The organism is Burkholderia cepacia ATCC 25416 (assembly GCF_001411495.1).
GTDB classification, from domain to species: domain Bacteria; phylum Pseudomonadota; class Gammaproteobacteria; order Burkholderiales; family Burkholderiaceae; genus Burkholderia; species Burkholderia cepacia.
The window spans coordinates 821,721-840,331 of record NZ_CP012983.1; the positions used below are offsets into that span (position 1 = coordinate 821,721).

General features: G+C 67.5%; 16 protein-coding genes. 6 read left to right on the plus strand and 10 right to left on the minus strand.

Features of this window, described 5'->3' with window-relative positions; genetic code table 11:
- Positions 1-5: 5 nt before the first annotated feature.
- The 5 genes from APZ15_RS35850 to APZ15_RS35870 all read right to left on the minus strand — a co-directional run bounded on the left by APZ15_RS35850 (position 6) and on the right by APZ15_RS35870 (position 5,135).
- The gene (locus tag APZ15_RS35850) at positions 6-896 is read right to left on the minus strand and encodes a transporter substrate-binding domain-containing protein (RefSeq protein ID WP_217445044.1); all 891 of its coding nucleotides are present in this window, start codon (positions 894-896) and stop codon (positions 6-8) included.
- Positions 897-1,754: 858 nt separating this feature from the next.
- A complete protein-coding gene (locus APZ15_RS35855; RefSeq protein ID WP_027792647.1) occupies positions 1,755-2,201 on the minus strand; it encodes a DoxX family protein in 447 nt (148 codons plus the stop codon).
- A gap of 1 nt (position 2,202) precedes the next feature.
- Positions 2,203-4,092 (minus strand): amidohydrolase, encoded by a 1,890-nt coding sequence (locus tag APZ15_RS35860; protein ID WP_057056494.1) that lies wholly within the window; start codon positions 4,090-4,092, stop codon positions 2,203-2,205.
- A 19-nt stretch (positions 4,093-4,111) separates the two neighbouring features.
- Positions 4,112-4,279 (minus strand): DUF1427 family protein, encoded by a 168-nt coding sequence (locus APZ15_RS35865; RefSeq protein ID WP_009692709.1) that lies wholly within the window; start codon positions 4,277-4,279, stop codon positions 4,112-4,114.
- Positions 4,280-4,448: 169 nt separating this feature from the next.
- Positions 4,449-5,135 (minus strand): hydrolase, encoded by a 687-nt coding sequence (locus APZ15_RS35870; RefSeq protein ID WP_027792645.1) that lies wholly within the window; start codon positions 5,133-5,135, stop codon positions 4,449-4,451.
- 310 nt (positions 5,136-5,445) lie between these two features.
- Between APZ15_RS35870 and APZ15_RS35875 the strand changes: the two genes are divergently transcribed.
- Positions 5,446-5,727: a XapX domain-containing protein gene (locus APZ15_RS35875; RefSeq protein WP_027792644.1), complete on the plus strand. Its 282-nt coding sequence runs from the start codon at positions 5,446-5,448 to the stop codon at positions 5,725-5,727.
- Positions 5,728-5,842: 115 nt separating this feature from the next.
- Positions 5,843-6,751 (plus strand): LysR family transcriptional regulator, encoded by a 909-nt coding sequence (locus APZ15_RS35880; RefSeq protein ID WP_027792643.1) that lies wholly within the window; start codon positions 5,843-5,845, stop codon positions 6,749-6,751.
- A 53-nt stretch (positions 6,752-6,804) separates the two neighbouring features.
- Here the strand turns inward: APZ15_RS35880 and APZ15_RS35885 are convergent, their stop codons facing one another.
- Together APZ15_RS35885 and APZ15_RS35890 are read right to left on the minus strand one after the other, a co-directional pair.
- A complete protein-coding gene (locus tag APZ15_RS35885) occupies positions 6,805-8,268 on the minus strand; it encodes a mechanosensitive ion channel family protein (protein WP_027792642.1) in 1,464 nt (487 codons plus the stop codon).
- A 364-nt stretch (positions 8,269-8,632) separates the two neighbouring features.
- Positions 8,633-10,414: an ATP-binding protein gene (locus APZ15_RS35890; RefSeq protein WP_027792641.1), complete on the minus strand. Its 1,782-nt coding sequence runs from the start codon at positions 10,412-10,414 to the stop codon at positions 8,633-8,635.
- A gap of 503 nt (positions 10,415-10,917) precedes the next feature.
- Here APZ15_RS35890 and APZ15_RS35895 point away from each other — a divergent pair.
- Positions 10,918-11,559 (plus strand): HD domain-containing protein, encoded by a 642-nt coding sequence (locus tag APZ15_RS35895; protein ID WP_027792640.1) that lies wholly within the window; start codon positions 10,918-10,920, stop codon positions 11,557-11,559.
- A 52-nt stretch (positions 11,560-11,611) separates the two neighbouring features.
- On the opposite strand, the gene APZ15_RS35900 is transcribed toward APZ15_RS35895, so the two are convergent.
- Both APZ15_RS35900 and APZ15_RS35905 read right to left on the minus strand, forming a co-directional pair.
- Positions 11,612-12,433 (minus strand): alpha/beta fold hydrolase, encoded by an 822-nt coding sequence (locus tag APZ15_RS35900; RefSeq protein ID WP_027792639.1) that lies wholly within the window; start codon positions 12,431-12,433, stop codon positions 11,612-11,614.
- Positions 12,434-12,503: 70 nt separating this feature from the next.
- On the minus strand, positions 12,504-12,929 hold the full coding sequence (locus APZ15_RS35905; protein WP_027792638.1) for a DUF3331 domain-containing protein: 426 nt from the start codon (positions 12,927-12,929) through the stop codon (positions 12,504-12,506).
- A 555-nt stretch (positions 12,930-13,484) separates the two neighbouring features.
- Between APZ15_RS35905 and APZ15_RS35910 the strand changes: the two genes are divergently transcribed.
- Positions 13,485-14,306, plus strand: coding sequence for an alpha/beta fold hydrolase (locus APZ15_RS35910; RefSeq protein ID WP_027792637.1), 822 nt, complete (start codon positions 13,485-13,487; stop codon positions 14,304-14,306).
- A gap of 137 nt (positions 14,307-14,443) precedes the next feature.
- On the opposite strand, the gene APZ15_RS35915 is transcribed toward APZ15_RS35910, so the two are convergent.
- On the minus strand, positions 14,444-16,021 hold the full coding sequence (locus APZ15_RS35915; protein WP_027792636.1) for an MFS transporter: 1,578 nt from the start codon (positions 16,019-16,021) through the stop codon (positions 14,444-14,446).
- A gap of 83 nt (positions 16,022-16,104) precedes the next feature.
- Here APZ15_RS35915 and APZ15_RS35920 point away from each other — a divergent pair, with 83 nt between their 5' ends.
- Both APZ15_RS35920 and APZ15_RS35925 read left to right on the plus strand, forming a co-directional pair.
- Positions 16,105-17,142 carry an HlyD family secretion protein gene (locus APZ15_RS35920; RefSeq protein WP_088611308.1) on the plus strand — a complete coding sequence of 346 codons (1,038 nt, stop codon included), beginning with the start codon at positions 16,105-16,107 and terminating at the stop codon, positions 17,140-17,142.
- A complete protein-coding gene (locus APZ15_RS35925; protein ID WP_034196220.1) occupies positions 17,139-18,563 on the plus strand; it encodes an efflux transporter outer membrane subunit in 1,425 nt (474 codons plus the stop codon). The genes APZ15_RS35920 and APZ15_RS35925 overlap by 4 nt, the downstream gene beginning before the upstream one ends.
- Positions 18,564-18,611: the final 48 nt, after the last annotated feature.

Here is an 18,611-nt window from a genome sequence, read left to right on the forward strand (position 1 = left end):
TGTACTTACGGCGTGACGTCGGTCTTGAACCACTTGTCGGCGAGTTTCTTCACGGTGCCGTCCGCGAGTGCCGCGCCGATCGCCGCATCGAACTTCGTCTTCAGGTCGGCATCCTGCTTGCGGAACGCGAGGCCCTCGCCCGGCCCCCAGATCGGGCCGCCGAGCTTCGGGCCCGCGAGCACGATCGACGCGTTCTCCTTCTTCCCGGTGTTCGCCGCGTAGTACGTGACGTCGTCGAACGATGCGTCGATGCGACCGGCGACGAGGTCGAGATCGCGCTCGGGCGACGTCTTGTATACGCGGATCGACGCGATGTCCTTGAAGCCGTCGTTGATGAACTTCGTATAGACGGTGCCCGACTGGATGCCGATCGTCTTGCCCTTCAACTGCTTGCGCAGCGCATCGACGGTTGCCTTGTCCGCATTCGCGTCGCCGGTCAGCTTGACGATCGGCGCGCCGGGCGCGGCCTTCGGCAGGATCTTCGTATCGGTGACGGCGAACGTCGCGGGCGTGGCTGCATACGGACGCGAGAACAGCAGGATCTTCTCGCGCTCCGGCGTGATCGAGATCGCATCCATCAGGATGTCGAACTTGCCGGCCTGCAGGCCAGGAATCATCCCGTCCCAGTCCTGCGCGACCATGTTGCACTGGACCTTGATCCGCTCGCACACGTTGGCGAGCAGTTCCGGTTCGAAGCCGCCGAGCTTGCCGCCCGGCAGCGTGAGGTTCCACGGCGCGTAGCCGCCTTCGAGCGCGACCGTCACAGTCTTCCATTCCTTTGCCTGCACCGGCGCGGCGAGGGTTGCCGCAGCCGCCGCGATCGCGCCGATCGTCCTGATTGCCCACTTGATGCGCTTGCCGTTCACGAGATTTCTCCTTGCGTTGAAGTTCGTCATCCCTTCGGTCTGCAAGACGCCTCAGGAATTTGTCTATACAAGCATGCAAGAAGAAAAACGGCCGGACAAGCGTTGATCAAAAAAAACCGCGTAAACGCGGGAAATCCCCTAAATACGGGGCTCTGACGCGCCTCTTTGCGGGGAATTCCGGCACGGATTTGGTGCAGGATGAATGGACAAATCGCCAGGATGACTAGACAAATTTTGAATTCGATCAGTCGACGCTTGCCGCGCGACATGCGGCGGCGGGCAACTCGACCTCGCGCAAATCGGAGCGCTGACCGGAACGCCGGTTCATGCTCGATCGATTGTTTCGGGCGCGGGTTTAGCCGGGGTCGATGAACCGTGGCGCCGCTTGCGCTGTCGGTCATCAGGAAGGCAGACCTGGATCGTGGCCGCTGCGCAGCCTGCAATGGGATCAGTGCGGCCGATAGGCCGGTGTTCGGGTGGGGGCGTGCCCCGTTGCTGACGTCAGTGCCGGATGCACGACGTTTCCCACATATTGGCAAGTGCCGAAATCGCGCGGCACGGCGCGAAGGCGAGCCGGGAAATGGTCTGACCATACGTCGGCGTCACCTGGAAAACGCCCCCGCTTCGACTTGCTGCCGCCGTACGTGGCGACGATGCTGTCGGTGAAACGGTCGAATTCCTCGGGCGGGCGCCGCGTGCACGTGCGCCGTGTCGTCATGCGGCCCGACCGCGAGCGTCGGCGCCGGTACGACGAAGGGTTTCGGCCACGCCGCGAACGCCGTGCGTGCGGCGCGGAAACCGCCCGCCCACATCGGCGCCGGGCATGTCGAGCGAACGTGCTTCGTGATCGCCGCTCCTTCCTGCTGCAATCGTCTGGACAGCAGACGATCAGCTTCGTCCGTCCCCTTCCCCGCTTCGCACGTCGCCGAGCATCGTGACGAGGACGAGTGCCGCGATCAGCCCGAGATGCTCGAAGAAGCTGTTGAGCGCCATGAAATGCGCAGCGCCCGTCTGGTTCCAGAAGTCGTTCGCCACCGCCATCGCGACGAGCGTCAGCATGCCGAGGCTGCCGGCGCCGAGCCACGTGAAGCGGCGAAACACGATGCACAGCGAGCCGCCGATCTCGACGACGACCGCCAGTGCAGCCCACAACGCGGGCGGGTGCAAACCGAAATGCGCCTGCTCCGCGATTGCTGCGTCGAAGTGCATCGCCTTGTTGATCCCGCCGATCAGAAAGGCGGACACGAGTGCAAGTCGAACCAGCGCGCCGATCCACGGCTGCGCGAGCAGCGCACGGATCCACGCGGGGCTGTACCGGCCGGTTGTCGTCACCATGTCAGACCGCCCAGCAGGAACAGCCGAACGCGCCCCAGAAGCCCTTCGTGTCCGACGTCGGCAATGCGCTGCCCCACGCGCTCGCGTGCGCATGCTGGTGCACGTTGCACGCATTCGCGCAGCCGCACATCGCGGCGGCCGCCGCGCGTTGCAGCGGTGCGCCGCTGCGCTGCGTCGCGCCCCAGCCGCCGTAGCCGCCGTACTCGCGCACCGGCGACCAGTCCGGCATCGCGGGCGGAATCGGCGCGTCATGCGACGCGAACGGGCCCGCGCCCCACACGATCCGGCCGCCGACCACCGTCAGCAACGCGGTCGTGCCCGCGATGTCGTCCTCCGCGCACGCGAAGAAGTCGCGATCCGGCACGACCACGTCGGCCAACTGCCCGACCGCGATCCGCCCTTTCTTGCCGACCTCGTTCGAGAACCACGTCACGTATTCGGTCCACATGCGCAGCGCGGTCTCGCGATCGAGCAGGTTGCGCTGCGGATACATGCGCAGCCCGCCGATCGTCTTGCCCGTCACGAGCCAGGACAGCGACACCCACGGGTTGTACGACGCCACGCGCGTCGCGTCGGTGCCGGCCGACACCTTGAGGCCCTTCGACAGCATCTTCGCGACCGGCGGCGTCGCTTCGGCCGCCTGCGCGCCGTAACGCTCGACGAAGTATTCGCCCTGGTACGCCATCCGGTGCTGCACCGCGATGCCGCCGCCCAGCGCCGCGATACGATCCATCGACTTTTCGGTGATGGTTTCCGCGTGATCGAAGAACCAGTTCAGCCCTTCGAGCGGGATGTCCTTGTTCACCTTCTCGAACACGTCGAGCGCGCGGCTGATCGTTTCGTCATACGTCGCATGCATGCGCCACGGCCAGCGGTTCTGTGCGAGCACGCGCACGACGCCCTCGAGATCGTCTTCCATCTGCGCCGGCAGGTCCGGACGCGCGACGCGGAAGTCCTCGAAGTCGGCCGCCGAGAACACCAGCATTTCGCCCGCGCCGTTGTTGCGGAAGTAGTCGGTGCCATCGTGATACTTCGTGCTCTTCGTCCAGTTCACGAAGTCTTCCTTCTCGGCGTTCGGCTTCTGCGTGAACAGGTTGTACGCGATCCGGATCGTCATCTCGCCCGCGTCGTGCAGCTTGCGGATCACCTCGTAGTCGTCCGGATAGTTTTGCGAACCGCCGCCCGCGTCGATCACGCCGGTCACGCCGAGACGGTTCAGTTCGCGCATGAAGTGGCGCGTCGAGTTGTACTGGTATTCGAACGGCAGCTTGGGCCCCTTCGCGAGCGTCGCGTACAGGATCGTCGCGTTCGGGTTCGCGAGCAGCAGCCCGGTCGGGTTGCCCGCGGCATCGCGCAGGATCGTGCCGCCCGGCGGCTCCGGCGTGTCCTTCGTGTAGCCGACCACGCGCAGCGCGGCCGCGTTCAGCAGCGCGCGATCGTACAGGTGCAGGATGAACACCGGCGTATCGGGCGCGGCCGCGTTGAGTTCGTCGATCGTCGGCAGGCGCTTCTCGGCGAACTGGTGCTCGGTGAAGCCGCCGACCACGCGCACCCATTGCGGCGCGGGCGTGATCGCCACCTGCCGCTTGAGCATGTCCATTGCAACCGCGAGCGACGGCACGCCGTCCCAACGCAGTTCCATGTTGTAGTTCAGGCCGCCGCGAATCACGTGGCAGTGGTTGTCGATCAGGCCCGGCAGCGCGCCGCGGCCCTCGAGATCGACGACCTTCGTCGCGCGGCCCGCGAGCGGCATCACGTCCGCGTCGTGGCCGACCGCGACGAAGCGGCCGTCCTTGATTGCGACGGCGGTCGCGACGGGGTTCGCGCGGTCGAGGGTCGTGAACCTTCCGTTGTGAAGGATCAGATCCGGTTGGGACTCGGTTGCGGTCATGTGCGTCACCTCGTATCGATCAGAAGCCAAAAAGCTGTTTGACGGCGGGAATGGCCTGCACGCCGATCACCATGCCGAGCAACCCGACAAGGGCAATCAGCGGCGGTGCCGGAGAACGGACCTTGATCGCGCTGTAGATCACGCCGATCAGCAAACCCGCGCCAAGGGAAACCAGATAAGGTTCCATACGATCAATGTCCCGGTCAGGTTGAAATGCAGGCTTTACGTCCTGGAAAACAGGCGCGGGCGACATCCGTGAGGCAGTCACGGCAGCCGCCCGCGATTTTCATGGAGCCGATGGCGCGTATTCGTGCAGAACACGCGGCATCGGCACGGGCAGTCGCAACTGCCCGCAATTACTTCGCCGGAACCGGCGGAATCGACTCGTGCGGCGTCGCCGTGCGCGGTGCAGCCTTGTGGACCATCGTGTACGCGTAGTCGACACCCATCCCGTACGCGCCCGAGTGTTCCTTCGCGATCGCCATCACAGCGTCATAGGTCTCGCGGTGCGCCCAGTCGCGCTGCCATTCGAGCAGCACCTGCTGCCAGGTCACCGGCACGACGCCGGCCTGCACCATCCGCTGCATCGCGAAGTCGTGCGCGTCCTTCGACGTGCCGCCCGACGCATCGGCGACCATGTAGATCTCGTAGTCGCCTTCGAGCATCGCGCAGAGCGCGAACGTCGTGTTGCAGACCTCCGTCCACAGGCCCGACACGACCACCTTCTTGCGGCCGTTTGCGGCCAGCGCGTCGCGCACCTTCTGGTCGTCCCACGAGTTCATCGACGTGCGTTCGAGCGTCTTCTGGTTCGGGAACACGTCGAGCAGTTCGGGGTAGGTGTAACCCGAGAAGCTGTCGCTCTCGACCGTCGTGATCGTGGTCGGGATGTTGAACACCTTCGCGGCCTTCGCGAGCCCGACGACGTTGTTCTTCAGTACCTGGCGGTCGATCGACTGCACGCCGAACGCCATCTGCGGCTGCTGATCGATGAAGATGATCTGGCTGTTGTGGGGAGTGAGTACTTCAAGTTTCGGATTGCTCATGGCGGTCATATCCTTTGACGCGGGAAAAGAGAGAGCCAGCCTCACCGGCCAACCGGGAGGCGCCCACTGCGCTGTGACGGGAGGTTCGCCTACCAGCCGGTGTCATTCAACACGCGAATTCATCGTAGCGCCAATTAATCGATTTGATTAATAAAAACCCTAAATTCAGGCCTTAAAAGATCTTAAAACCGCCGAATTAAATACGCGCCTCCGGAGCAGACCTGCTACGCTCCAAATTGATTTTCCGATCATCGACCGATCGGTATTTATCCGTATTTTTCACACGGTTGTCATTTCCCTTATTCGAATCATGACGTCCTATATTGCATCGTTATTGGCCGGCATCCTCGCGGGCGTCGTCTACGCGCTGATCGGGGTTGCATCGCCGGCGCCGCCCACCGTCGCATTGGCCGGCCTGCTGGGCATCCTCGCCGGCGAACAGATCCTGCCGGTCGCACGCCGCGTGCTGTCCGGGATCCAGCTGAAAACCGCGTGGAGCGACGCGAAGTGCGGCCAGCACATGTTCGGCACGCTGCCCGGTGCGCAGGCCACCCGGGCCGCCGCGAAGAAAGGGCCGTCGACGCCGGCCTGATGCGCGCCGATCGAGGGCGCTCCGATCGCGTACGCGGCTGAATTGTCGTGAATCGTGTTGGAGCCGGGCGTGCTTGGCGATAACATGACAGCCCGATGCCCCCGTGGAATTCATCATGAAGCTGTCATTCGAAGCGCTCGAGGCACTGGACGCGATCGACCGCACCGGCACGTTCGCCGAGGCCGCCGAGTTGCTGCACCGCGTACCGTCCGCGCTGACCTATCTCGTGCAAAAGCTCGAAAGCGATCTCGGCGTCGCGCTGTTCGACCGCAGCGGACGCCGCGCGAAGCTCACGCACGCGGGGCGCGTGGTCGTCGAGGAAGGCCGCCGGCTCCTGTATGCGGCCGAGCAGCTCGAACTGAAAGCGCAGCGCGCGCAGCAAGGCTGGGAAACCGAGGTGCGCATCTGCATCGACGAGATCCTGCCCTTCGAGGCATTGTGGCCGTACGTGCATGCGTTCTACGGGCTCGAGATGGACACGCGGCTGCGCCTGTCCACCGAAGTCCTCGGCGGCACCTGGGATGCGCTGATTTCGCGGCGCGCGGATCTCGTCGTCGGCGCGGCGGGCGAGCCGCCGGAACTGCCGGACATCGTCGCGCGGCCGATCGGCTCGCTCCGGCACGTGTTCGCCGTCGCCCCCACCCATCCGCTCGCGGCATTGCCCGAACCGCTGTCGATGGCGTCCGTCGTCGAGTATCGCGGCGCCGTGATCAGCGATACATCGCGCGAGCTGCAGCCGCGCTCGGTCGCGATCGATGCCGGACAGCCGTATCTCGCGGTCCCCACCCTCGCCGCGAAACTGGCCGCGCAGTGCGAAGGGCTCGCGGTGGGCACGCTCCCGGATTGCATCGCGGCACGCGCGATCGAGCAGGGCAAGCTCGTCGCACGCGAGGTGACCGGCATGCGCGACACGACGCAGTGCTATCTCGCGTGGCGCGGCGACGAAGCCGGACGCGCGCTGCACTGGTGGGTCGACCAGCTCGATCAACCCGATCTCGTCGACCGGTTTACCGCGCTCGTCTGATGCCGCCGCCCGCGGCCCGCGTTCGCGCCCCGGTCGCAGGCAACCGCCCCGCATCAGCCGAACGAATCGTGCAGGCGCTTCATCTCCTTCTCGAGCCACTCGATCAGTTTGAACGACGCATGCGCACTCGCGGCCGGCGGGATCATCATCTTCTCCTCGGTCGCGATGTGTTCGGACAGCGATTCGCACATCAGCCGCCCGAGCTCGGGCTTGCGCGCGATCAGCGGCGACAGGTCGCCGCTGCTCAGCTGAAACGCCGTCACCGTCGTCACCGCATGGACGCTCGCATGCAGTTGCGTGCCGGCCAGCACGACGGACTGGCCGATCGCGTCGCCCGGCGCCATCCGCCTGACCTCGATGTCCCCCGCCGCGCCCGGCACGAACACCGACGCGACACCGGCCCCGACGATCGTCAGCAGGCGCGTATCGGCATTCGATGCATAGATCACGTCCCCTTTGTGGAACACGCGTGACGCGAGCGCATCGGCGAGCACCGCCAGATCGTCGTCGCCGAGCTGCCGGAAGAGTTCGACCGCGCGCAGCAGCCGTTGCCCGCGCGACACCGGCCGGTGCGTCGCGGCCGTCCCGCCCAGCGGGCGCAACGCGATGTCCGCGGCGGCCAGATGCCGGTGGGCCAGGTCGTAGAGCTGGTTGCGCACGGCGATCTTCTTCTGCAGCGCGTCGACGTAGCAGACGAGTTCGTATTCGACGGAATTGGTACGGAACGCCTTGACGACCGAAACCGGTGCGGGACGGGGCAGCACGTCCAGCGAGCTGGCGGCGGCGCGGTCGAGCGCATCGACGACGATGGCCGGCCGCACTTCCGGATCGATCTCGATCGTCAATGTCACGCCGTGCACGTTCTCGGGCTCGCTCAGGTTGACGATCGTCGTCTTCGCCGCCGTGCTGTTCGGCACGACGACCAGGTTGCCGAGGCCGTCGATCAGCTTGGTCGCGCGCCAGTTGCTTTCGACGATCCGCCCTTCCAGCTCGCCGATGGCCACCGTATCGCCGAGCCGAAACGGCTGGGTGGTATTCAGCACGAGGCCGGAGAACACGTCGTTCAGCGTGTTCTGGACGGCCAGCCCGAGGATCACGGCCACCGCGCCCGACGTCGCGACCAGCCCGCTCAGCGGCAGGCCCAGCACATAGCCGAGCGCGGCCACCGCGGCCGCGCCGAACACGGCGCCGGCGGCGATGTCGTGAAACAGCCGTTGGGTGCGCCACGCGCGCGGCAGCAGCAGATGGTCGAGCATCAGGCTGAACACGAGCGCGCACTGCAGCCACCACGCGACCCCGATCACCTGGATCGCCAGCCGGTCGAGCCGGTCGGGCGACGGCGGCACCGCGAGCGGGCTCACGCCGGTCGCGAACAGTACATAGGTCAGCGCGGCGAACGACGCGCAGCGCCCTATCGCTTTCGCCGTCGAACGGCCGGGCCCGAGCAACCGCCATGCGACGAGATCGGCAATGACGATCGGTGCGCCGTAAGCGACCGTGGCGGAAAGATTCAGCATGATGGAGCGGGCGAAAAGCGTGACACACGTCGCGAGCGGAACCCGCGCGCGCACATCGCCCACGGCCCGATCCGGCGTGTGGCCGCGGGCGGTGAATCGTGGCGCGAAAGGTCGGACTGGACAGGTTTCATGCGGTAGTCGTTCGATGACGCGCGAAGCCGCCGCGGCCGCACGTGTGGCGACCGCCGCCCCGCGCCGGCGTTCAGCGGCGTCGCGACCGCGCGTCGCCGCAGCGCGAGCCGGTGGCGTGCCCGCCTGCCCGCGTATCGCCGACGATCCGTGCGTCCGATCAATGTAGACGCACCGGCCGGCCCGGTCATGTGTTCAGCCTGAAACGTTCTGAAGCCGCGACGGCCGCGCGCCGCTACGATTCGCGCGGCGGCAGCTCGCTCTCGCCCGTGTCGAACCCGAGCGCGTGCACTTCCGACCACGCGTCGTGCGCGACCTGCGTCGACCCGGCGGTATGGGCATACGCGGCCAGCAGACGCACGCGCGCGTCGTCGCGCGTGCGCGTCTCGTCCATGTCGCGCATCGAATCGAGCGCCGCGCGCGCGCGTTCGCGACATTCGTCGACCAGCGACAGGTCGAACAGGCACGGCACCGCCACGGCCGCCAGCGCGATGCCGATCTCCGCATCGCCGTTCGGCGAAAACGCCCAGTCGAGCGCCGCGCGCAGGTTGCCGAGCTCGCGCCGGATCACGTCGAGCCGCGATTCGGCGAGCGGCCCGCCGTCGTCGACCGGCGCGAGCCGGAACAGCGCGTGGAAGTAGTTCGCGTGAGCGCGGGCGGCGGCCGCGCATTCGCCGTTGTTCTCGAGCTGCTGCAACGCGTATGCACGCGTCGTCGTCAGCAGACGGTAACGCGGTGCGCCGTGCGCGTTTTCGAGACTCAGCAGCGACTTCGACAAGAGGCCGGCGATCGTGTCGAGCAGGTCCGCATCGGCCAGCCGCGTGGCCCCGACGATCTCCCGCACCGCGTCGATCGAGAAGGTGTCGCGGAATACGCCGAGCCATCGCAACAGCAGACGCTCCGCATCGCCGAGCAGGCGGTAGCTCCAGTCGTACATCGCCTGCAGCGTCTGATGACGCGGCAACGCCGTGCGAAACCCGCCGGTCAGCAACCGGAAATGATCGTCGAGATGCGCGGCCAGCACGTCGATGCCGAGCACGGCCGCGCGGGCCGCGGCCAGTTCGATCGCGAGCGGCAGGCCGTCGAGGCGCCTGCACACCGATGCCATCAGCGACACGCTGCGTTCGTCGAGCGGGAAACGCGGATCGGCGGCCTGCACACGCGCCGAGAACAGCTGCACCGCGCTCGCGCCCAGCGTTTCGGCATCGTCGGCACCTTCGCGCGGCACCTCGAGCGGCGGGATCGGACACAGCCGCTCGCCCTGGATACGCAGCGCCTCGCGGCTGGTCGCGAGGACGCGCAAGCCGGCGTCGGATTCGGTCAGCGCGCTCGCGATCCGCGCGGCCGCGTCGAGCAGATGCTCGCAATTGTCCAGCACCAGCAACATCCGGCGGTTCGCGACGCTGGCCAGCACCGCCTCGAGGGTCAGCGATCCGGCGGACTGCGCGATGCCGAACGCCGCCGCCAGTGCGTCGGGCACGAATTGCGGACAGGCGACCGTGGCCAGCGACACGAACGCGGCGCCGTCCGGAAAACTGGCTTCGGCGCGCATGGCCGCTTCGAGCGCAACCCGCGTCTTGCCGATGCCGCCCGCCCCGACCAGCGTCACGACGCGCGCGGTGTCGAGCGCCGCCAGCACCTCGGCGACGGTCTGCTCGCGGCCGACGAGCGCGGTCGGCGCGGCCGTCAGCCGCGATGTCACAGCGCGCACGGGGGCCGCGACCTCGGCCCGGCCGCCGACCAGCCGATAGCCGCGCCCCGGCACCGTCACGATCAGGTTGCGATCGTCGGCGAGCGCCTTGCGCAACGCGGCGACGTGCACCTGCAGGTTGTTTTCCTCCACGACCGTGTGCGGCCACACGCGCTGCATGATCTCGTCTTTCGAGACCAGGGCGCCGTTCGCCCGAATCAGGAGTTCGAGAATTTCGAATGCGCGACTGCCGATACGCAGCAGTTTGCCGTTCGAGCGAATTTCACGCCTGTCAAGAAATACGTGTAGCGTTCCAATTCGGATCATGAGAATTTTCAATCGATAGCGTGCATCGATGCCCTGTCAAAAATGACATCGATTGGACGCTCATGCTACGGCATTTGCCTCTTGAGATGATTCAAATTATCAGAAGCTATTGAGCAAATTTTTTGAATCGATGAAAACCACGATTTCCCCGGCGTCTCCGCGTGCGGGCGCCGCTGCCCCAGTGCGGTGCGGCATCCCGCGCTCACTGCACGCGAAACAGTGATTCATCCATGAATCTGTTTCGTAGGATAAAACCTGCGATTTGCCGGAATTAACTTCTTCGACTCATCAATTAAATATAACCGCACGCCTGATTTGCGGATAAGACCGGGTAAAAAAGACATGCCGGACGCGGTGTAACCGATTTCGCGGGCGGCGGTCGGTCGGATTTTCCGTTCATAACGATTCAGGCGCCGCTCAGGACATTCAGCGGCGCGGCGCGCAACGATGGGTCGATGGCGCCAGCGTCGAGCGACTTTCACCACGCCGCGAGGAACACGACCATGGGCAACCGTATCGCCGGCATCAGGATTCCCGACGCCCCGCTCGCACGGGACGCCGCCGACACCGTACGCGCGTGCGAACCGGAACTGCTGTTCCGGCACGCGATGCGCGTGTTCGCGTTTGCATCGATCATCGGGCTGCGTCGCGGCATCGCGTTCAACGCCGAGCTGCTGTACGTCGCCGCGCTGTTCCATCACTTCGGCTTGACGGAGCGCTACCGGCATTCGCGCCGGCGCTTCGAGATCGACGGCGCGAATGCGGCGCACGCATTCCTCCGAGGATACGGCGTCGCCGACGACGACGCGGCGGAGGTCTGGCGCGCGATCGCGCTGCATGCGACGTTCGGGATCCACCCGTACATGACGCCGTTGACGGCGTTGCTCGGCGCCGGCGTCGAGACCGACCTCTTCGCGCATCACTTCGACGAGGTGAGCCTGTCCGAACGCGACGCGATCGTGCACGCATGGCCGCGCGGCCCTTGCTTCAAGGACCTGTTTCTCGAAGCGCTCGCCGCGGGCACCGCGCATCGCCCCGCCGCCGCGTTCGGCAACGTGTCCGCCGACGTGCTCGAGCGTTGCGACCCGGACTATCGTCGGACGAATTTCTGCGGGCTGGTGCTCGGGTCGAAATGGGCGGAGTGAGCCGGCCGTCCGGCCGGGCCCGTGCGGCCGCGTCACCGCCGCCACCGCCGGATCATGCGCGCGCGAACGCCAGCAGTTCGTCGTTCAGGCGTTGCGCGTGCGTCAGGTACAACGCGTGCGGGCCGCCCTCGTAGATGCTCAGCGTCGCGTGCGGCACGCGCCGCGCCGTGACGGCGCCCGTGAGCGCGAGCGGTGCCGTCTGGTCGTCGTCGCCGTGAATCACGAGCGTCGGCACGTCGAACTTGTCGAGATCCGCACGGAAATCGGTTTCGGAAAACGCGCCGACGCAGTCGAGCGTCCCCTTCAACCCGGCCTGCAGCGCCATGAACGACGTCCAGTCGAGCGCGGCGCGCGAGATCGTCGAAGCGGCCCGGTTCGACCCGGTGAACAGCGGCCAGAATTGCTCGTAGAACGCCGCGCGATCGGCCACGATGCCCGCGCGAATCCCGTCGAACACGGCGACGTCGACACCGTCCGGATGATCGTCGCGCCGCGCGACCAGCGGCGTCACCGAGCCGATCAGCACGGCTTTCGCGATGTGCCGCGTGCCGTGCCGGCCGATGTAGCGGGCCACCTCGCCGCCGCCCATCGAGAAGCCGACGAGCGTCACGTCGTGCAGCCCGAGCGTGTCGATCAGCGTCGCGAGATCGTCCGCCAGCGTGTCGTAGTCGTATCCCGTCCACGGCTGGCCGGAGCGGCCGAAGCCGCGCCGGTCGTAGGCGATGCCGCGCAGGCCGTTCGACGCGAGGTGATGCATCTGGACGTCCCACATATCCGCGTTCAGCGGCCAGCCGTGAATGAACACGACCGGGCGCCCGGCGCCCCAGTCCTTGTAGTGAATCGACACGCCGTCGCGGGTCGTGAACGTGCTCATACGGATTCCTCAGTGGTGAAAAAGCAGCGCGCGCCGGCGTCGGCCGGCGGACGGGGTACCGCGTCCGCCGTCACGACCGGGACAGCCGGCCGATGAACCGGTCCATCTCGGACGCGAGGATCACTTCCCGGTAGTTCGCGGGACGCTTGGCCCCGCGCCATTGCGGCTTGTAGATCGCGTCGCCGGGACGAATCGTCGTGCCGGTCAGCGCGCAGCGCGCGAGTGCGCGCGACTTCGCGCTGATCCAGCGCTGCTCGTCGTAGCGGCAGCGCGTCGGGTCGCTCCACGACACCAGGACCGACGAATCGGTCTGCCGCTCGGCGGCGATGATCGCGCAACGACGGCGCACGCCGCCGCTCGACGCGGCCGATGCGTCGTTGCAATGGCGGCGGCGCGCGGTGTCCGGGTCGCGCACAAGCGACGGCGCGCAATGGCGTGCGGCCGGCGACGGGTCGAGCAGCGTCATCACGTGCTCCCAGCGATCGAATGCGTCCATGGCAGATCCAGGCAGGTGAGGCGGGCCGGATGCCTTGCACCCGCCCGCTACGCGATCGTCATCCGCCGCGCGAGCCGGCACCGGCCCGCGACGGGATGACCTGACACTGACGATAGCGGGCCGCCGCTGAAGAGTCTTGATGCGAGACTTAATTTTTCTGGCCGGTGCGCGCACGCGTCGCGCGGCGTGCACCACATACGGCTTCACGAAAATTCAGCGCGATTTCAGTACAGCCCGCATGGCCGCGGGATAGGCTCCTGTCGGCTTTCGTTCACGACGTTCGCGCGCCGGCCTGCGCGCGGCCGCTCGAACGCACGCCGGCTGCCCGCTGGATTGCCGCCTGCGGGCAGATCCGAACCCACCATCCAACGCGGCATCGTTGTACCGCACGTTCAAGGAGACTTCATGCGTCCCGCAGATACCGACGCCGTTCCCTCGGCACGCCGCCGAGACATGCTGCTCGCCGGCGCGACCGCCGTTGCAGCCGCCGCGCTGCCGGCAGCCGCCGCGGCTGCCCCCAAGCATGCCGCTTCCACCCATCCAGGAGCCCATACGATGAATACGATCACCACGAAAGACGGTACCCAGATTTACTACAAGGACTGGGGCAGCGGCCGTCCGGTCGTGTTCTCGCACGGCTGGCCGCTGTGCGCCGACGCGTGGGATTCGCAGATGCTGTTCCTCGTGCAGCACGGCTTCCGTGTGATCGCGCACGACCGCCGCGGTCACGGCCGCTCGAGCCAGCCGTCGCAGGGCAACGACATGGACACGTATGCCGACGATCTCGCCGCGCTGATGAACGCGCTCGACCTGCACGAAGCCACGCTCGTCGGCCACTCCACCGGCGGCGGTGAAGTCGCACACTACATCGGCCGGCACGGCACGAAGCGCGTCGCGAAGGCCGTGCTGATCGGCGCCGTACCGCCGCAGATGGTGAAGTCGGCGACCAATCCCGGCGGCCTGCCGATGGACGTGTTCGACGGGATCCGCAAGAACGTCGCGGAAAACCGCTCGCAGTTCTACAAGGATCTCGCGGTGCCGTTCTTCGGCTTCAACCGGCCGCAGGCAAAGGTGTCGCAAGGCACGATCGATGCGTTCTGGGCGCAGGGCATGATGGGTGGCGTGCACGGCCAGTACCTGTGCGTGAAGGAATTCTCCGAGGTCGACTACACGGAAGACCTGAAGAAGATCGACGTGCCGACGCTGATCCTGCACGGCGACGACGACCAGATCGTGCCGATCGACGATTCGGCCCGGCTGTCCGCGAAGATCGTGAAGCACGCGGAACTCAAGGTGATCCCGGGCGGCTCGCACGGCATGTGCGTCGTCGATGCCGCACGGATCAACGCCGAACTGCTCGCGTTCCTGAAGGCGTAAGCCGCGCGACACGGCGCGCCCGGCCGTCACACCGTCACGCCGGCGCGCCCTTCAGCATTTTTCAGGAATTTTCAGGCCGACGCGATTCCGCATGCCGCATGCGCCGTCGCCAGGATCGCCGCCGCGGCGGCGGGCGCTCACGGCGTGCGCGCCGGCCTGAGCAGCAAGCCGATCAACGCACCCGCGATCGCGAACGACATCGCCACCCGGAAGTTGTCGGCCAGCGCGAGCGTGGTCGCCTGGACGCGAACCGCCCGGTCGAGCAGCGCGTAAGTCGCCTGGTCGCCGGCCGCGAAGGTCGCGCCGTGCGCGACCAGCGACGCCGCGCCGGCCCGCAGCCGCTCCAGCGTTTGCGGATCCGACAGCGTGACATGCAGACCGACGAGATTCGAATGGGTAGCCTCCATGATGCGCTGGATCACCGCGATCGACGTCGTGCCGAGCTGCCCGCTCAGCAGGCGCGTCGTCTGCACGACCGCGCCGAACGTCAGCGCGTGCTCGGCCGTCACGTGCTTGCCGAAAAAGAAGATCACCGACGTGAGCGCCATCGTCTGGCCCAATGCCTGCAGCAGTTGCGACGGGATGAAATCGGGTTCGGCCCACACGGGCGTGAGGCGCGCGCCGAGTGCGAACGCGAACGCCACCATCACGAAGCCGGTGACGATCAGCCGGCGCGGATCGACGCGTTGCAGCAGCCATGCGACGCATGGCGCGAACAGCAGCTGCGGGATCGCGATCCAGCGCAGCGTGTCGCCGATCTGCAGCGGGCGCAGCCCGTAGGTGCTCGCGAGAAACGCCGACGGAATGAAGCTCGTATTGAGCACGGTGAAGCGCACGAGGCCGACCAGCACGATCAGCCACGCGATGTTGGGCCGCGCGAGGTAGCCGAGATCGAGCCCGGCGCTGCGCGACGCCAGCTCGTGGATCAGGAACGCGGCCACCATCACGATGCCGACACACAGCAACGTGACGATCAGCGGCGACTGGAACCAGAACAGCCGTTCGCCCTGGTCGAGCGCGACGCACAGGCACGCGAACCCGCCGGCGCCGAGCACCATGCCGCGCGTGTCGATACCGGACGCGAAGCGCTTGACCGGTTCGTTGGACAGCGACAGCATCAGGCACACGATGAACGGCACGGTCAGCAGCGCGTTCTGCCAGAACAGCCAGCGCCAGCTCAGGTGTTCGCTGTACCACCCTTCGAGCGTCGCCGACAGGTTCAGCGACATCTCGAGGTTCATCGCATACGCGGCGATGCCGAACGGAATGAGCCGCGGCGGCAGCGTGCGGACGACGAACCCGACGGTCAACGGCACGAACACGCCGGACGCGAAACCGGCTACGCTCTGCAGTGCGATGAACGTGCCGAAGTCGGTGCACAGCGGCAGCATGCTTTCGACGACCAGGAATACCGCGGCGCCCGCCAGCAGCACGCGGCGCGTGCCGAACACGAAGGCCGCCGCGATCGCGAGCGGCCCGACGAACATCTGCGACGCGGTGAACGCGGTGTTGATCCACGCGCCCTCGTCGAAGCCGACGCCGAGCGCGCCGCGTACGTCGGCGAGCCCGAGCGACGTGATGCGCGAGGTCAGCGTCGAGATGATCGCGCCGAGCAGCACGGCCGCGATCGCGGCGATGGAACGAAACGTCGGTATGTCGGTGGCCGGTGCGGCCGGCCCCGGTGTCGCGCCACCGGGGGCGAACGTGGTATTCATCGTCGTGCGGCTCCCGTATTTGAGGCTCGCGCAAGCATAGCGCGATGTGAAGAAACCTGTCCGTTCGATGGAGTTACCCGATTGTGAGCACGAACCCGACGAACGCGTCGAACCCGCCGCCCGCCTCCCCCGCACGCTCGCGCAAATGGCCGATCGTCCTGATCGCCGGCGCCGCGTTGGGGCTCGTCGCGCTGCTGGTCTACGAATACGATGCGCATGAACGCGGCACCGACGACGCGTACGTGACGGGCCACCTGCACGTGATCTCGCCGCGCGTGGCCGGTACCGTCGAGCGCGTGCTGGTAGACGACAACCAGTTCGTGCATGCGGGCGACCCGCTCGTGCGGCTCGACCCGCGCGATTTCGACGTGCGCGTCGCGCTGCAGCGTGCGCGCGTCGCGCAGGCGCGCGCCGATGCGATGCGCGCGAAGGCGCTGGTCGAGCAGGCCGACGCGACGCTCGTGTCCGCGCACGCCGACGCCGAGAAGGCCGAACTCGACTACGCACGGGCGCGCGAGCTGACCCGCGAGACGCCGCGCGGGTTGTCGCAACAGGAATTCGATGCGGCCAACGCGGCGCGCAAGTCCGCGCGTGCCCGCATCGATGCGGCGCAAGCGCAGCAGCGCAGCGCGCAGGCCGCATGGCAGGCGGCCGACGCCGTGTCGCACCAGGGCGACGCCGACTTGCGCGATGCGGAGTTGCAGCTGCAGTACACGACCGTCGTCGCGCCGACGGACGGCCGCGTCGGGAAGAAGACCGTCGAGACCGGCGAGCACGTCGCGCCGGGCCAGGCGCTGCTCACGCTGGTCGAACCGCACCCGTGGGTCGTCGCGAACTTCCGCGAAACGCAGCTCAAGCACGTGCGCGCCGGCGATGCCGTGCGGCTGCGTTTCGACGCGCTGCCGGACCTGACCTTCAACGGGCACGTCGACAGCCTGTCGCCCGCGACCGGCGGGCAGTTCGCGCTGTTGCCGCCCGACAACGCGACCGGCAACTTCACGAAGGTCACGCAGCGGGTGCCGGTCAAGATCCTGCTCGACGGGCAGGCGTCGACCGAGCCGCGCATCCGGCCCGGCCTGTCGGTCGTCGTCACGCTGCAAGCCGGCCGGGAACAGCCATGAGCCGCCTCGTCGCGCTGCTCGCCGCCGGCCTGCTGGGCGCCTGCACGATCGCGCCGCAGCCGCTCGCGCCCGTCCCGGTCGGCACCGACCGGTTCCGCCATGCGGATGCGCCCGGCGAACCGGCCCCGTCGCTCGCGGGATGGACCGCGTCGTTCGGCGATGCGCCGCTCGTCGCGCTCGTCGATGCGGCGCTCGCCGGCAACTTCGACATCCGCGCGGCCGCCGCACGCGTCGACCAGGCGCAGGCGCTGCTCGGCGTGCGCGAAGCCACGCTTTCACCCACTGTCGGCGTCGATCCGTCGTTCAACCGTTCGCGTGTGTCCGGCACGGTCGACAATGCGTTGCCGAAGCGCCTGATGCACAACTGGTCGGTGCCGTTCAACGCGAGCTATGAAGTCGATCTGTGGGGCCGCCTGCGCGGCGACGCGGAAATCGGCAGGCAGAACGTGCTGCAGGCCGACGCCGATCGCGCGGCCGTGCGGCTGCGCGTCGCGACCGAGGTCGCGAGCGACTACCTGACGCTGCATTTCGTCGAGGAGGATCTGGCGACGCTCGCCCGCGCGATCGAGCTGCGCCGCACCGCGCTCGACGTGATCGCCGCGCGCGTGCGGGCCGGCGCGGCAAGCGATCTCGACGCGCTGCGCGCGGCGGCCGATCTCGATACCGCGCGCGCCGATCTCGCGGACAGCCGGCGGCTGCGCGAAAACCTCGTCGATGCACTCGCGGTGCTGACCGGCGTGTCGCCGACCGGCTTCACGGTCGCGCCGACCGCCGCCGCGATTCGCGTGCCGGCGGTACCGCCCGGCCTGCCGTCCGTGCTGCTCGCGCAGCGGCCGGACGTCTACGCGGCGGCACGCCGTGTCGACGCGGCATCGCTCGAAACCGGCGTTGCCCGCACCGCATGGCTGCCGACGCTGACGCTGACGGCCCAGGGCGGGTTCGCGAGCCGCGACCTCGGCTCGTTTCTCGAGCGCAACAGTTCACTGTGGGGCCTCGGGGCGAGCGTGGCCGAAACGCTGTTCGACGGCGGCAAGCGCAACGCCGCGGTAGCCGCCGCGACGGCCGGCACGGCACTCGCCGACGCGAACTATCGAGCGACCGCGCTGGGCGCGCTGCGCGAGGTGCAGGACGCGCTCAACGACATCGCCGCGCAGAACGAGCGGATCGTGCGTTACGACAGCGCGGCGCGCTCGACCGAAGCGGCCGCGCGGCTGTCGCTGAGCCGCTACGCACATGGCTACGTCAGCTATCTCGAGGTCATCGACGCGGACCGCGACGCATTGAACGCGCAACGCCAGTTGATCCACAGCCGCCAGGCGCTCGCGATTGCGACGGTCGATCTGGTGCGCGCGCTGGGCGGCGGGTGGACGCCGCCCTCCGTCGCACCGCAAAACGTCGCGCAACGCGACGACCGGCTTTGAAAGATACCCGCCGTGCGGCCGACCGGTCATTCTGGCGGCCTCACGAAT

Excerpts from the sequence above, each read along its gene's own strand:
- APZ15_RS35875 (WP_027792644.1), top strand. The coding sequence starts at position 5,446 with ATGACGTCCTATATTGCATCGTTATTGGCCGGCATCCTCGCGGGCGTC.
- APZ15_RS35860 (WP_057056494.1), bottom strand. The coding sequence starts at position 4,092 with ATGACCGCAACCGAGTCCCAACCGGATCTGATCCTTCACAACGGAAGG.
- APZ15_RS35905 (WP_027792638.1), bottom strand. The coding sequence starts at position 12,929 with ATGGACGCATTCGATCGCTGGGAGCACGTGATGACGCTGCTCGACCCG.
- APZ15_RS35870 (WP_027792645.1), bottom strand. The coding sequence starts at position 5,135 with ATGAGCAATCCGAAACTTGAAGTACTCACTCCCCACAACAGCCAGATC.
- APZ15_RS35915 (WP_027792636.1), bottom strand. The coding sequence starts at position 16,021 with ATGAATACCACGTTCGCCCCCGGTGGCGCGACACCGGGGCCGGCCGCA.
- APZ15_RS35880 (WP_027792643.1), top strand. The coding sequence starts at position 5,843 with ATGAAGCTGTCATTCGAAGCGCTCGAGGCACTGGACGCGATCGACCGC.
- APZ15_RS35925 (WP_034196220.1), top strand. The coding sequence starts at position 17,139 with ATGAGCCGCCTCGTCGCGCTGCTCGCCGCCGGCCTGCTGGGCGCCTGC.
- APZ15_RS35910 (WP_027792637.1), top strand. The coding sequence starts at position 13,485 with ATGAATACGATCACCACGAAAGACGGTACCCAGATTTACTACAAGGAC.
- APZ15_RS35885 (WP_027792642.1), bottom strand. The coding sequence starts at position 8,268 with ATGCTGAATCTTTCCGCCACGGTCGCTTACGGCGCACCGATCGTCATT.
- APZ15_RS35895 (WP_027792640.1), top strand. The coding sequence starts at position 10,918 with ATGGGCAACCGTATCGCCGGCATCAGGATTCCCGACGCCCCGCTCGCA.
- APZ15_RS35900 (WP_027792639.1), bottom strand. The coding sequence starts at position 12,433 with ATGAGCACGTTCACGACCCGCGACGGCGTGTCGATTCACTACAAGGAC.
- APZ15_RS35890 (WP_027792641.1), bottom strand. The coding sequence starts at position 10,414 with ATGATCCGAATTGGAACGCTACACGTATTTCTTGACAGGCGTGAAATT.
- APZ15_RS35865 (WP_009692709.1), bottom strand. The coding sequence starts at position 4,279 with ATGGAACCTTATCTGGTTTCCCTTGGCGCGGGTTTGCTGATCGGCGTG.
- APZ15_RS35855 (WP_027792647.1), bottom strand. The coding sequence starts at position 2,201 with ATGGTGACGACAACCGGCCGGTACAGCCCCGCGTGGATCCGTGCGCTG.
- APZ15_RS35850 (WP_217445044.1), bottom strand. The coding sequence starts at position 896 with ATGACGAACTTCAACGCAAGGAGAAATCTCGTGAACGGCAAGCGCATC.